This is a genomic window from Pseudomonas sp. So3.2b, from assembly GCF_019464415.1.
In the GTDB taxonomy this organism is placed as follows: Bacteria; Pseudomonadota; Gammaproteobacteria; order Pseudomonadales; family Pseudomonadaceae; genus Aquipseudomonas; species Aquipseudomonas shahriarae.
Genome location: NZ_CP080494.1, coordinates 510521 through 524384, shown reverse-complemented (window position 1 = coordinate 524384; position 13864 = coordinate 510521). Strand labels below are relative to the sequence as shown.

The window sequence follows — 13864 nt, the reverse complement described above, 5'->3', positions numbered from 1 at the left end:
ATGACAATGTTTCTAAAATTATGCGCTTTAGCACCAATTTGGTGCGCTTTTCTTCTGATAGGTGAAGAGAGTTTAGAGCGAAGAGGAAACAGTTTATGAACAATCCGGGTTTGTTCCAAGCCAAGTGGAACCTCGGGCGATTGGCCCTGTGCAATTTACTCGCTCTGGGGCTGCTGTGTTTTTGGCTATGGCCCGCAGGCCAGATGCTTTGCGTGATATTCGACGAATGGCTGTTTCATCTGCTCAACGACCCGCTGGCCAGCAACCCGACCTGGCTGCATGTATGGGCGATCGCCAGCCTGCGGCCATTTGATGCGGTGGTCGGGGTGATCCTGCTGATGCTGCTGATTCGCGGCGAATGGGTGTTCAAGGCGATTGAAGTGCGCCAGGCGTTTTTCGGTTTCCTCGCGATTCTGCTGTTACTGCTGTTTATCCGCATGCTGTTTTCCAAGCTCGCGGCGCAGATGGGCTGGCAGCACAATAGCCCGTCGATGGTGATCAGAGGAGCGATCCATATGAGCGATTACTTCCCGAACCTGGAAAAAACCTGGGAATTGAAAGACCGTTCCAGCCAGAGTTTCCCCGGTGATCATGCTTCAGTGTTGCTGATCTGGGGGATGTTCATGAGCGTGTTTGCCAAGCGGATCGGCCAGGTGCTGCTGATCTGGGGCCTGGCACTGCTGTTTATGATGCCGCGCCTGGTGGCAGGTGCACACTGGGGGCAGGACGACTACATCGGTGGCGTACTGCTGGCGCTGTTAGCGCTGGGTTGGGGTTACTACACACCGTTTGCGGCGAAGGTCTCGGCTTGGCTGCTACGCATAACCGAACCGCTATTCCGGCTGCTCCAACGGGTACCCGCGATCAATCGCCTGAGCGTGATCCGCAACGCCTGAGCCCAGGTGCAGGAGCCTGATCGGCTCCTGCACGTAACCCCTCAATCATCATTGCCGCTGCCGCGAAACTTGAACAGGTCGCGGCGCTGTTTCTTGCTCGGTTTGCCGTCGGTACTCATACCCAAGGCTCCGGCCTTGCGCATGGCCGCCGCATTCTCGCGCTTGGCAATACTGGCGGGGGTCTCGGTGTACAGCGCCTGGGCTTCAGGCGCGCCTCGGCGGACAATGGAGAGCGCCTCCACCAACACGGTTTTCTCATCAAAGCCGATGCGAATCTGCAACTCGTCGCCAACACGCGGTTCCTTGCCCGGCTTGCAGCGCTCGCCTCGGCAGTGCACCTTGCCGCTCTCGATGGCGGCCTTGGCCAAGGCCCGGGTCTTGTAGAAACGTGCGGCCCACAGCCACTTGTCCAAACGGACTTTTTCGTCCTCTTCCTGCTTTTGAGCCACTTGAATTCCTCGCTCTGAAAAATGTCGCAACTTAACAGTCGAATCCCTTCGACGCACAAACGCCAAGGCTCACCTAAGATACGCCAGGTGTCAGGCAGTTTCCCTTCAGCCGTGGTTTTTTATGGTGTGAAGATATCTGTCGCCATTTGGTGAATATTCTGCGTGAATACCGCGAATTCGGCGCCAAGCGCTCGTCAACGGTCCTGGGTTGTCACAATCCGTGAGCCATTGGACGCTAGTGTCGTATGACGTAGAAACTTCCCTGATTGCCGGTTGTTCATATTGAAGACATTTGACCATTTGACCGTTGTCGGTCTGCGTGAATGGGTGGCACTTCCCGATTTGGGTGTGGCGGGCCTGCGCGCAAAGATCGACACCGGCGCCAGTACCTCCAGCCTGCATGCCACCGAGATCGAGCCTTTTGAGCGTGACGGTGAAAAATGGCTGCGCTTTACGGCGCACCTGGGCAGCGTGGTGCAACTGCGTCACCGGCGCTGCGAAGCACCGCTGGTGGCCATGAAAACCATTAAAAGCTCCAACGGCCAGGCGCAGGTGCGCTACGTCATCAGCACCACCCTGGCCCTGGGTGATCGGGTATGGAGGGTGGAGTTCACCCTGGCTTGCCGCAAAACCATGCGTTACCGCCTGTTGCTAGGTTCCAAAGCCCTGATCGACGGCCAGTTAGTGGTCAACCCGGGGCTCAAGTACGTTCAAGACAAGCCGGTGTTCCCGGTCTCCACTATTGCTGCCACAGGTGTTGCATGAAGATCGCTGTGCTGTCGCGTAACCCGCGTCTGTATTCCACCCGCCGTCTGGTCGAGGCCGGCACCGAACGGGGCCATGAGATGGTGGTGATCGATACGTTGCGCGCCTATATGAACATTGCCAGTCATAAGCCGCAGATCCACTACCGGGGCAAACCACTGGAAGGCTTCGACGCGGTGATCCCGCGTATCGGGGCCTCGGTGACGTTCTACGGCTGCGCGGTCCTGCGCCAGTTTGAAATGATGGGGGTGTTTCCGCTCAACGAATCGGTGGCCATTGCCCGCTCCCGGGACAAGCTGCGCTCCCTGCAATTGCTGTCGCGCCGGGGCATCGGCTTGCCCGTGACTGGTTTTGCCCATTCCCCCGATGACATTCCCGACCTGATCGAAATGGTCAACGGTGCGCCATTGGTGATCAAGGTGCTGGAAGGCACCCAGGGCATTGGCGTGGTGCTGTGTGAAACCGCCACGGCGGCAGAGTCGGTAATCGAAGCGTTCATGGGCCTCAAGCAGAACATCATGGTCCAGGAATACATCAAGGAAGCCGGCGGGGCCGATATCCGTTGCTTCGTGGTGGGGGACAAGGTGATTGCCGCGATGAAGCGCCAGGCCAAGCCGGGGGAGTTTCGCTCCAACCTGCATCGGGGTGGCAGCGCCAGCCTGATCAAGATCACCCCGGAAGAACGCATGACCGCCCTGCGCGCAGCCAAGGTCATGGGCTTGAGTGTGGCGGGCGTGGATATCCTGCGCTCGAACCACGGGCCACTGGTGATGGAAGTCAACTCGTCACCAGGCCTGGAAGGAATTGAGACCACCACCAACAAGGATGTGGCGGGGATCATCATTCAGCATCTGGAGAAGAACAGCGGGCCGAATCTGACCCGGACCAAGGGCAAGGGCTGAAATACGCCCTTTAGGGCAGCACAAACCAGTGTGGGAGCTGGCTTGCCTGCGATGACTGACTAACATTCAACATCACTGTTAGTTTTTTTCGCAGGCAAACCAGCTCCCACATTTGATTTTCGTCGTGGCTTAGACCGCATCCCTTGGCAACATCAGCCCCAACGGCAAGCGCACCCGCGCTTCCAGCCCGCCATCGGCACGGTTGCGCAGCTCAACATTGCCACCATGCATCGAGGCAATCCGCCGCACAATCGCCAGCCCCAGGCCGGTGCCTTTGCCACCACGAGCACGGTCGCCACGGGTGAAGGGGTTGAAAATGCCCTCCAGCTCCGCAGGATCAATCCCGGCGCCACGGTCCATGACACTCAGCACCACATAGGGCGCGTTGGTGTCACCAGACACATAGGCGGCGACTTCCACCTCGGTGCCCGCATGATGCAAGGCGTTGCCGATCAGGTTGTTCAACAGGCGCTTCATCGAGACCCGGCGCAACGCAAAGGGCTGGATCGGCTCCAGGCGCATGTGCACCTGCTCGCCATTCTGGTTATAGGGCGCCACGACCTCGCGGACCAGATCGGTCAGGTCCACTTCTTCCACCACCTCATCGCGACCATCGCGGATAAACGCCAGGAACTGGTCGAGAATCGCGTCCATGTCTTCGATATCACGGACCATGTCATCGGTCAGGTCGGTGTGGTTGCCCATCAGTTCCAGGGACAGGCGCAAGCGTGTCAGCGGCGTGCGCAGGTCGTGGGACACCCCGGCCAGCATCAGCTCACGCTCGCGACCGGCCTGTTCGACATCCTCGGCCATCTGGTTGAACGCGCTATAGACCTCGGTCATTTCGCTGGGCGTATCGCTGATCGGCAGGCGCACGCTGCGCCCCTGCCCCAGTTGCCTGGCGGCGAACACCAGGCGCTTGAGCGGCTGGTTGAGCTGGCGCACGAAAATCCAGGCCGACGCGGTGGAAAGCAGGCCGATGGCCAGGAACCAGCCGAGTACGTTCCAGATCTTCTGCCCCCGCAGCGGGTGCGGATACAGCGGAACCTTGATCCATGCATCGCCCAGGCTCGGCGCGCGCACCCAGAGGGCGGGTGATACATGCATGCGCAAGCGCACCTCGGTGTCTTCACCCAGTTCGGCCTGCATCTGGCGCTGGTAGATCTCGCTGTAAGGCCAATGCTGCTCGCCTTCCGGCACGCCAGCCCCATCCACGCGGGTCAACGTCGACGCCTTGGCGACTTTTTCGCGGTTCTCGGGATCCACAGCCCAGTAGCCACGCAATGTCAGCGCAACACCATGGCTGTACTGCCGGTCCACCAGCACGTCTTCGTTCATCAACAGATAAACGAGGGTCAGCGCCTTGGAAAACAGCACGACGATCAGCACCAGCCAAAGGGTGCGGGAGAAGAAACTTTGAGGGAACCACAGCGGGGTTTTCATAGAAGACAGCTAGACACCTGGCAAGAGCGAGCCACGCTCGCAGAATTGCAGACGCCGGGCATCCGGCCGACCCCTTGGGATCGAACTCCGGAATACCCGCATGTGCAAATCATCGATTACTTGGTTGCCGTGCCATCCGGCACAAACACGTAACCCACGCCCCACACTGTCTGGATATAACGCGGCTTGGACGGATCCGGCTCGATCATCCGGCGCAGACGGGAAATCTGCACATCGATGGAGCGCTCCAGGGCGTCCCATTCACGACCACGGGCCAGGTTCATCAGCTTGTCACGGGTCAGCGGTTGGCGAGCGTTCATCACCAGCGCCTTGAGCACCGCGAATTCGCCCGTGGTGAGCATGTGGACTTCTTCGCCACGCTTGAGCTCACGGGTAGCCAGCGACAGCTCGTAGTCACCAAAGGTCACGCTTTCATCTTCGCTGCCTGGCGCGCCCGGTACGGGAGCCGCCTGGCGACGCAATACGGCCTTGACCCGCGCCATCAGCTCGTCGGGGTTGAATGGCTTGGCCAGGTAGTCGTCGGCGCCCAGTTCCAGGCCCTTGATACGGCTCAGCTCATCGCCCTTGGCGGTCAGCATGATGATCGGGATCTGGTTGTTGGTGCTGCGCAGGCGCTTGCAGGCGGTCAGGCCGTCTTCGCCGGGCAACATCAGGTCGAGCACGACCAGGTTGAAGACTTCGCGCCCGAGCAGGCGGTCCATCTGCTCGGTGTTCGGCACCGCGCGGGCACGGTAGCCCTTGGAGGTGAAGAACCGCTCCAGCAGGCTGCTCAGCCCCGGATCGTCATCAACGATGAGAATTTTTTCGCCTTCAGCAGTTTGTGCAGTGCTGCTCATTGGATGCTCCTCTTATCTGGCGCGCATTATGGCTTAGCTGCCGTTATACGCACGGTACGCATTGTTAGCAGATTTTTCTCCAACCACCAGTGCGCCGGCGCCTGGCGCAATCCCCCCAAGAACGGATCGCTGGTTATAATGCCGCGCCTCAGTGCCGGGCAATACCGTGGCCGGCCTGGTGTTTTTTCATCTGCTTGTCGTGACTTTTTCGATTTCGAGGGTCAATAGGCTGCCTCTTGACCCAGGCAGCGGCGCCAGTCGGGCCGCTCAACCAGCCGCGCAGAGCCTTGTTTTCCGGGCCTGCGCACTGCTTTCAAGAATTTCAGGTGGTTTTATGGACAGCATCAACAGCCGCATCGCCGAGGAACTCGGTGTACGCCCACAACAGGTCGAAGCGGCCGTCGCTCTACTGGATGAAGGCTCCACCGTGCCCTTCATCGCCCGTTACCGTAAAGAAGTGACCGGCAGCCTCGATGATATCCAGCTGCGGCATCTGGAAGAGCGCCTGCGCTACCTGCGAGAACTCGACGAACGGCGTGTCAGCATTCTCGCCAGCATCCAGGAGCAGGGCAAGCTGACCCCGCAACTCGAACGCGATATCAAGCTCGCCGACACCAAGACCCGCCTCGAAGACTTGTACCTGCCGTACAAGCAGAAGCGCCGCACCAAGGGCCAGATCGCCCTGGAAGCCGGCCTCGGCGAGCTGGCCGACGGTCTGTTCAACGACCCGTCCCTGACCCCGGAAACCGAAGCCGCGCGCTTTGTCGATGGCGAAAAAGGCGTGGCCGACGTCAAGGCCGCCCTCGAAGGCGCCAAGTACATCCTCATGGAGCGTTTCGCCGAAGACGCCAACCTGCTGGAAAAATTGCGTAACTACCTGAAACAGGAAGCCACCCTCAGCGCCCGTGTGATCGCCGGCAAAGAGGAAGAAGGCGCCAAGTTCCGCGATTACTTCGAGCACGACGAACCACTGAAAAGCATGCCGTCCCACCGCGCCCTCGCCATTTTCCGCGGCCGCAACGAAGGCATTCTCAGCTCCGCGCTGAAGGTCGGCGACGAACTGCCGGGCACCATGCACCCGTGCGAAGGCATGATCGGCCAACAATTCGGCATCCAGAATCAGAATCGTCCTGCGGATAAATGGCTCAGTGAAGTCGTGCGCTGGACCTGGAAGGTCAAGCTCTACACCCACCTGGAAACCGACCTGCTGGGCGAGCTGCGCGACGGCGCCGAGACCGAGGCGATCAACGTATTCGCCCACAACCTGCACGACCTGCTGCTGGCCGCTCCGGCCGGCCCGCGCGCAACCCTGGGCCTGGACCCGGGCCTGCGCACCGGTTGCAAGGTCGCCGTGGTCGACGCCACCGGCAAGCTGCTGGACCACGCCACCGTGTACCCGCACGTGCCCCACAACAAGTGGGACCAGACCATCGCCATCCTCGCCGCCCTGTGCGCCAAGCATGCGGTAGACCTGATTGCCATCGGCAACGGCACCGCCAGCCGCGAAACCGACAAGCTGGCCCTGGAACTGATCAAAAAATACCCAGGCATGAAAATGACCAAGGTCATGGTCTCCGAGGCGGGCGCTTCGGTGTACTCGGCGTCGGAACTGGCCTCCAAGGAATTCCCGGACCTCGACGTGTCGATCCGTGGCGCGGTGTCCATCGCACGCCGCCTGCAGGATCCACTGGCCGAGCTGGTGAAGATCGACCCTAAATCCATTGGCGTCGGCCAGTACCAGCACGACGTGTCGCAGCTGAAACTGGCGCGCGGCCTGGATGCAGTGGTGGAAGACTGTGTGAACAAGGTCGGCGTCGACGTCAACACTGCCTCGGTCGCCCTGCTGGCGCGGATTTCCGGCCTCAACTCCACCCTGGCGCAGAATATCGTCACCCATCGCGATGAAAACGGCGCGTTCAAGACCCGAGCGGCGCTGAAAAAAGTCGCACGCCTTGGCGAAAAAACCTTCGAACAGGCCGCCGGCTTCCTGCGCGTGATGAACGGTGACAACCCGCTCGACGCCTCGGCAGTCCACCCGGAAGCCTATCCGCTGGTACAGCGCATCGCCGCTGAAACCGACCGCGATATCCGCTCGCTGATCGGCGACGCCGCGTTCCTCAAGCGCCTGGATCCGAAGAAGTACACCGACGAAACCTTCGGTGTGCCGACCATCACCGACATCCTGCAAGAACTGGAAAAACCGGGTCGCGACCCGCGTCCGGAGTTCAAGACCGCCGAGTTCCAGGAAGGCGTCGAAGACCTCAAGGACTTGCAACTGGGGATGATCCTCGAAGGCGTGGTGACCAACGTGACCAACTTCGGCGCATTTGTGGATATCGGTGTGCATCAGGACGGTTTGGTGCATATCTCCGCGCTTTCAGAGAAGTTCATCAAGGATCCGCGCGAGGCGGTGAAGGCCGGGGATGTGGTCAAGGTCAAGGTCATGGAAGTGGATATCCCGCGCAAACGCGTGGGCCTGTCGATGCGCATGAGCGATACCCCCGGCGAGAAAATCGACGGTGCCCGTGGCGCACGCCCGGGTTCAGCACCACGCCAGTCGCAAAACCGTTCGGAAAACACTGCACCGCGTAAGGAAGCCACCACCGCAGCCCCGGCCAATAACGCCATGGCTTCGCTGTTCGCCAACGCCAAGCAACTGAAAAAGCGCTGATGGAGCTGCCAGCCGGCTTGACCCACAGCGCCTTCAGCGAGCTGCTCGGCTGCCGTCTGCAACGCCTGGACCAGGGCGTTGCCGAGGTTGCCCTGAGCCTGGAGCCACAATTGCGCAACCGCGCGGGCAAGCTCCATGGCGGGGCGATTTTCAGCCTGGTGGACATTGCCATGGGGCTGGCCTGTTCCAGCTCCCACGGTTTTGACCAGCAGAGCGCGACCATCGAGTGCAAAATCAACTACATCCGTGCCGTGTCCGACGGTGACGTGCTGTGCACCGCCCGGGTCATCCACCCCGGCCGGCGCACGCTGGTGGTCGAGGCCGAGGTGTATCAGGACGAAAGACTCGTCGCAAAAGCACAAGGCACCTTCGCTGTCCTATAGCTCCCTGTCATCAATTTGGGTTAATTTCGGCGCTGCGAAAACAGCGTCGGAATTTTCTTCCTGCGCGATAGCCAAATTCAGGGAATGAAGTCGGCACTTTCAGAGCAGGTTGTTCCGGCTCGAAAACCAGGCGATAACGCCAGTTTTAACTTCACCCTTGTAGACCGTCTTGCCCACCCCCATATTGGGGCGACTGACGCGTGAAGGAATCCAACTTGAGCGAACTTCTCAACCGCCGCCTGGCTCTGCTCGGCAAGCGCGAACACCTCTCTTTGCTTGAGCACTGCCTGCACGGCATCGAGCGTGAATGCCTGCGTGTCACCGGCGAAGGCCGCCTGGCTCAAACGCCGCATCCAGAGGCCCTGGGCGCCGCATTGACCCATGAGTCGATTACCACCGACTATTCCGAGTCGCTGCTGGAGTTCATCACGCCGGCACTGCCCAACCCGGCAGATACCCTGCGCAGCCTCGACAAAATTCATCGTTTTGCCTACAGCAAGCTCGGCAACGAGTACCTGTGGAGTCCATCGATGCCGTGCCCGTTGCCGGCCGAGGAAGATATTCCGATTGCCTACTACGGCACCTCCAATATCGGACAGCTCAAATACGTGTATCGCAAGGGCCTGGCCCTGCGCTACGGCAAGACCATGCAGTGCATTGCCGGTATCCACTACAACTTCTCCCTGCCGGAAGAGCTGTGGCCGTTGCTCAAGGAAGCCGAAGGCTTCGTGGGCACCGACCGTGACTACCAGTCCACGGCCTATATCGCGCTGATCCGTAACTTCCGCCGCTACAGCTGGCTGCTGATGTACCTGTTCGGTGCCTCGCCAGCCCTGGATGCGGGTTTCCTGCGCGGGCGTTCCCACCAACTGGAACAGTTCGATGCCGACACCCTGTACCTGCCCTATGCCACCAGCCTGCGCATGAGCGATCTGGGTTACCAGAGCAACGCCCAGGCCGGCCTGACCCCTTGCTATAACGATCTGGCCAGCTACACCGACAGCCTGCGCGAAGCGGTGGCAACACCCTACGCGCCCTACGTCGAAGTCGGCACCCATAAGGATGGTGAGTGGGTACAGCTCAACACCAACATCCTGCAGATCGAAAACGAGTACTACTCCAACATCCGCCCCAAACGCGTGACCTACACCGGCGAACGGCCGATCCAGGCGCTGATGGCCCGTGGCATCCAGTACATCGAAGTGCGCTGCCTGGACATCAACCCGTTCCTGCCGATGGGCATCGACCTGCCGGAGTCGCGCTTCCTCGACGCGTTCCTGCTGTACTGCGCATTGGACGACAGCCCGCTGTTCGAAAACAACGAGTGCGGCAATGCCACGTCGAACTTCCTCAGTGTGGTCAAGGAAGGCCGGCGTCCGGGGCTGCAATTGCAGCGTCGCGGCCAGGCGGTGGAAATGAAGGAATGGGCCGCCGAACTGCTGGAGAAAATCGCCCCGCTGGCTGCCCTGCTGGACCAGAGCCAGGGCATCAGCGAACACAGCCAGGCACTGGATGCCCAGTTGGCGAAGATCCAGGATTCGTCCCTGACCCCGTCGGCCCAAGTGTTGGCCGCGATGCAGGAGCACAAGGAAAGCTTTGCGCAGTTCTCCCTGCGTCAGAGCGAAGTGCATGCCGAGTACTTCCGTAGCGAGCCGTTGCCGGCAGACGAGCAGGCGCGCTTTGAAGAGCTGGCGCGTACATCGCTGGCGCAACAGGCGGAGCTGGAGCAGAACGAAGTGGGCGATTTCGACGTGTTTGTCGGGGCGTACCAGGCGAGCATCCTGGCGATCAGTAACTGACGCCATCCGATGCCCCCAGTGGGAGCTGGCTTACCTGCGATGAGGCCGTCACATCCAAATAAGATGTCGGCTGTTACACCGCTATTGCAGGCAAGCCAGCTCCCCCATTAATTTCATGGCCCTGAAGCTCTGTTTGCACTTTTCTCCTCATAAGCTAATTCGAAAAGGTTATTTATTTTCGGATTCTTAGATCATTTAGTCTCCTCACACGCCAACGTCTGGCCGCCTGATGAGGAGCTTCTCCATGCTACGACCTTCCCCTTTACGCCTCCTGGCGGCCCTGTCCCTGGCCGGCGCCAGCCTGTTTGCCCAGGCGGCCGACGTGACCATCGCCTACCAGACCACCGTTGACCCGGCCAAAGTCGCCCAGGCCGACGGCGCTTATGAAAAAGCCACGAACGCCACTATCGACTGGCGCAAATTCGACAATGGCGCCGATATCATCGCCGCCATCGCGTCCGGCGATGTGCAGATCGGCTACCTCGGTTCCAGCCCGCTGACCGCAGCCATCACCCGCAAAGTGCCGGTGCAGACCTTCCTCGTCGCCACTCAGATCGGTGGCGCCGAAGCCTTGGTGGCGCGCAACGGTTCCGGGATCAACAGCCCGCAGGACCTGATCGGCAAGAAAATCGCCGTGCCGTTTGTTTCCACCGGCCACTACAGCCTGTTGGCCGCGCTCAAGCACTGGAACATCGACCCGTCGAAAGTCACCGTACTCAACCTCGCCCCGCCGGCCATCATCGCCGCCTGGAAGCGTGGCGATATCGACGCCACTTATGTCTGGGATCCGGCCCTGGGTGTGGCCAAGGAAAACGGCAAGGTGCTGATCACCTCTGGCGAACTGGCCAAGTTCGGCGCTCCGACCTTCGATGCCTGGATCGTGCGTAAGGACTTTGCCGAGAAGCACCCGGAAATTGTCAGCGCCTTTGCCAAAGTCACCCTTGATGCCTACGCCCAATACCGTAAAGACCCACAAGCCTGGCTGGCCGATAAGGGCAACGTCGACAAACTGGTGAAGCTCTCCGGCGCCAAGGCCAGTGATATCCCGCTGCTGCTGCAAGGCAACGTCTACCCACTGGCCGCCGACCAAGTGACGCTACTTGGCACCCCGACCACCAAGGCCGTGACCGATACCGCCGCGTTCCTCAAGGAACAAGGCAAGGTCGAGGCCGTGCTGCCGGACTACGCCCCTTACGTCAGCGCCAAGTTCATCACTAACTGATCAGGAGTTCATCGCGATGGCCTTGCTACAGCTGGAGCGCATCAGCGCACAGTACCCAGGCGCAACCACGCCCGTGCTGGCGGATATTTCCCTGACCCTCGGCCCCCAGCAATTGCTGGTGGCCCTCGGCCCTTCCGGCAGTGGCAAGACTTCGCTGTTGAACCTGATTGCCGGCTTCGTCGAACCCAGCGCCGGACGCATCACCCTCGATGGCGTGCCCGTGCAAGGCCCGAGTGCCGAGCGTGGCGTGGTGTTCCAGGACGACGCCCTGCTGCCCTGGCAAGACGTGCTGGCCAATGTCGGCTTCGGCCTGGAGCTGGCCGGTGTGCCCAAGGCCCAGCGGCAAGTCCGCGCCCAGGAAATGCTCGCCCTGGTGGACCTGGCCGGTTTTGACAGCCGGCGCATCTGGCAGCTGTCTGGCGGGCAGAAACAACGCGTCGGCCTGGCCCGCGCCCTGGCTGCCGACCCACGGGTGCTGCTGATGGACGAACCCTTCGGCGCCCTCGATGCCTTCACCCGTGAACAGATGCAGGAGCTGCTGCTACAAGTCTGGCGGCGCACGGCCAAGCCGGTGTTCCTGATCACCCATGACATCGAAGAAGCGGTGTTCCTCGCCACCGACCTGATGCTGCTGGCGCCCAACCCCGGGCAAATCGTCGAGCGCCTGAGCCTGGACTTTGGCCAGCGTTACGCGGCCGGCGAGTCGGCCCGTGCGATCAAGTCCGACCCACGGTTTATCGAAACCCGCGAACACGTGCTGGGCAAAGTGTTCTCGCAACGGCAGGAGTCCGCATGAGCAGTTATGAAATCCCGGCCACCGCCGTTAGCCCAGCCACCCCGGCGCTGCGCCGCAATCTGAGCACACGCTGGATCAGCGGGCTGACCCTGGGTGCGCTGCTGGCGCTGTGGTGGGCCGTGACCGCCAGCGGGCTGATCGAGCCGCTGTTCCTGCCGCCTCCGTCTGCCGTGCTGCAAAAGGGCTGGCTGCTGGCGACCAGCGGCTATATGGACTCCACCCTCTGGCAGCACCTGGGTGCCAGCCTTGGCCGTATCGGCCTGGGCCTGGGCTTTGCAGTGCTGACCGCCGTGCCGATCGGCATTGCTATCGGCGCCAACCGCATCGCCCGCGGCATTCTCGACCCGCTGATCGAGTTCTACAGGCCGATCCCGCCGCTGGCCTACCTGCCCTTGATCGTGATCTGGTGCGGCATCGGTGAGCTGTCCAAGGTGTTGCTGATCTACCTGGCGATCTTCGCCCCGATTGCCATCGCCACCGCCACCGGCGTGCGCACGGTCGACCCGGCCAAATTGCGCGCAGCGCAGTCCCTGGGCGCCACGCGGGCGCAGTTGATCCGCCATGTGATCTTGCCCAGCGCCCTGCCCGATATCCTTACCGGCGTGCGCATCGGCCTGGGTGTCGGTTGGTCGACCCTGGTGGCCGCCGAGTTGATCGCCGCCACCAGCGGCCTGGGGTTCATGGTGCAGTCGGCCGCGCAATTTTTGGTCACCGACGTGGTGGTACTGGGCATCCTGGTGATCGCGCTGATCGCCTTTGCCATGGAAATGGGCCTGCGCGCCCTGCAGCGTAAATGGGTGCCTTGGCATGGCCAGGCCCACTAGGAAGAGAACAACATGAGCCACCTGACCGTTACCCCCTTAAGCACCGCCCTGGGCGCCCAGATCAGTGGCGTCGATATCACCCAGGCGCTGAACCTCGAACAGCGCGACGCCATCGAGCGCGCGCTGCTCCAGCATTCGGTGCTGTTCTTTCGCGACCAGCCGATCACCCCGCAGCAGCAAGCGCGCTTCGCGGCGAATTTCGGTGACCTGCATATTCACCCGATCTACCCCAACGTGCCCGAGCAGCCTGAAGTGCTGGTGCTCGACACCGCCGTCACCGACGTGCGCGACAATGCCATCTGGCACACCGACGTGACCTTCCTGCCCACCCCGGCCCTGGGCGCGGTGCTCAGCGCCAAGCTGCTGCCGGCCTTTGGCGGTGACACTTTGTGGGCCAGCGGTATTGCGGCCTACGAGGCACTGTCGGAACCGATGAAGATTTTTTTGACCGGCCTGACGGCAACCCATGACTTCACCCGCTCGTTCCCTCAGGAACGTTACGGCAACACCGCCCAAGACCTGGCCCGCTGGGAAGAAGCGCGCAAAAAGAACCCGCCCCTGTCCCACCCGGTGATCCGCACCCACCCGGTCAGCGGGCGTAAATCGCTGTTTGTCAGTGAGGGCTTCACCAGCAAGATCAACGAACTGGAGCCGGCCGAAAGCGAAGTCATCCTCAAGCTGTTGTTCGCCCACGCCACTCGCCCGGAATTCACCCTGCGCTGGCGCTGGCAAGTCAACGACGTGGCCTTCTGGGACAACCGCGTGACGCAGCACTACGCCGTGGACGACTATCGGCCACAGCGGCGTGTGATGCATCGGGCGACGATTCTGGGTGATGTGCCGTTCTGATCCGACAC

The 13864-nt window shown here is 61.3% G+C and carries 13 protein-coding genes; 10 read left to right on the top strand and 3 right to left on the bottom strand.

The annotated features are described in order from the left end of the window. The first annotated feature begins 95 nt into the window (after nucleotides 1–95). Complete coding sequence (locus tag K1X80_RS02315) at nucleotides 96–896, top strand: phosphatase PAP2 family protein (protein WP_220172636.1); 801 nt, start codon at nucleotides 96–98, stop codon at nucleotides 894–896. 41 nt (nucleotides 897–937) lie between these two features. Here the strand turns inward: K1X80_RS02315 and K1X80_RS02310 are convergent, their stop codons facing one another. Beyond that, a complete protein-coding gene (locus K1X80_RS02310) occupies nucleotides 938–1345 on the bottom strand; it encodes an RNA-binding S4 domain-containing protein (protein ID WP_057437060.1) in 408 nt (135 codons plus the stop codon). A gap of 300 nt (nucleotides 1346–1645) precedes the next feature. On the opposite strand from K1X80_RS02310, the gene K1X80_RS02305 reads away from it, so the two are divergent. Then, nucleotides 1646–2110: an ATP-dependent zinc protease gene (locus K1X80_RS02305; RefSeq protein WP_374067400.1), complete on the top strand. Its 465-nt coding sequence runs from the start codon at nucleotides 1646–1648 to the stop codon at nucleotides 2108–2110. After that, nucleotides 2107–3012, top strand: coding sequence for a 30S ribosomal protein S6--L-glutamate ligase (gene rimK, locus K1X80_RS02300; protein ID WP_057957998.1), 906 nt, complete (start codon nucleotides 2107–2109; stop codon nucleotides 3010–3012). Before K1X80_RS02305 ends, rimK begins: the two co-directional genes overlap by 4 nt. A 129-nt stretch (nucleotides 3013–3141) precedes the next feature. Here rimK and K1X80_RS02295 read toward each other — a convergent pair whose 3' ends face one another. Next, nucleotides 3142–4455: an ATP-binding protein gene (locus K1X80_RS02295; RefSeq protein ID WP_057437058.1), complete on the bottom strand. Its 1314-nt coding sequence runs from the start codon at nucleotides 4453–4455 to the stop codon at nucleotides 3142–3144. A gap of 116 nt (nucleotides 4456–4571) precedes the next feature. Beyond that, nucleotides 4572–5312 carry a two-component system response regulator OmpR gene (gene ompR, locus K1X80_RS02290; protein ID WP_032856582.1) on the bottom strand — a complete coding sequence of 247 codons (741 nt, stop codon included), beginning with the start codon at nucleotides 5310–5312 and terminating at the stop codon, nucleotides 4572–4574. A gap of 334 nt (nucleotides 5313–5646) precedes the next feature. On the opposite strand from ompR, the gene K1X80_RS02285 reads away from it, so the two are divergent. The 7 genes from K1X80_RS02285 (at nucleotide 5647) to tauD (ending at nucleotide 13856) form a co-directional block, all read left to right on the top strand. Beyond that, the gene (locus tag K1X80_RS02285; RefSeq protein ID WP_115127153.1) at nucleotides 5647–7983 is read left to right on the top strand and encodes a Tex family protein; all 2337 of its coding nucleotides are present in this window, start codon (nucleotides 5647–5649) and stop codon (nucleotides 7981–7983) included. Continuing rightward, nucleotides 7983–8366, top strand: a complete 384-nt coding sequence (locus K1X80_RS02280; protein WP_057437056.1) for a PaaI family thioesterase — start codon at nucleotides 7983–7985, stop codon at nucleotides 8364–8366. The genes K1X80_RS02285 and K1X80_RS02280 overlap by 1 nt, the downstream gene beginning before the upstream one ends. A gap of 215 nt (nucleotides 8367–8581) precedes the next feature. Next, nucleotides 8582–10165, top strand: coding sequence for a glutamate--cysteine ligase (gene gshA, locus K1X80_RS02275; protein WP_057437054.1), 1584 nt, complete (start codon nucleotides 8582–8584; stop codon nucleotides 10163–10165). A 244-nt stretch (nucleotides 10166–10409) separates the two neighbouring features. Further along, on the top strand, nucleotides 10410–11387 hold the full coding sequence (gene tauA / locus K1X80_RS02270; RefSeq protein ID WP_120731238.1) for a taurine ABC transporter substrate-binding protein: 978 nt from the start codon (nucleotides 10410–10412) through the stop codon (nucleotides 11385–11387). A 16-nt stretch (nucleotides 11388–11403) separates the two neighbouring features. Then, nucleotides 11404–12183, top strand: a complete 780-nt coding sequence (tauB, locus tag K1X80_RS02265; RefSeq protein WP_220172635.1) for a taurine ABC transporter ATP-binding subunit — start codon at nucleotides 11404–11406, stop codon at nucleotides 12181–12183. Then, nucleotides 12180–13007: a taurine ABC transporter permease TauC gene (gene tauC, locus K1X80_RS02260; protein ID WP_057957994.1), complete on the top strand. Its 828-nt coding sequence runs from the start codon at nucleotides 12180–12182 to the stop codon at nucleotides 13005–13007. The genes tauB and tauC overlap by 4 nt, the downstream gene beginning before the upstream one ends. A 12-nt stretch (nucleotides 13008–13019) precedes the next feature. Further along, the gene (gene tauD, locus K1X80_RS02255; protein ID WP_198830474.1) at nucleotides 13020–13856 is read left to right on the top strand and encodes a taurine dioxygenase; all 837 of its coding nucleotides are present in this window, start codon (nucleotides 13020–13022) and stop codon (nucleotides 13854–13856) included. Nucleotides 13857–13864: the final 8 nt, after the last annotated feature.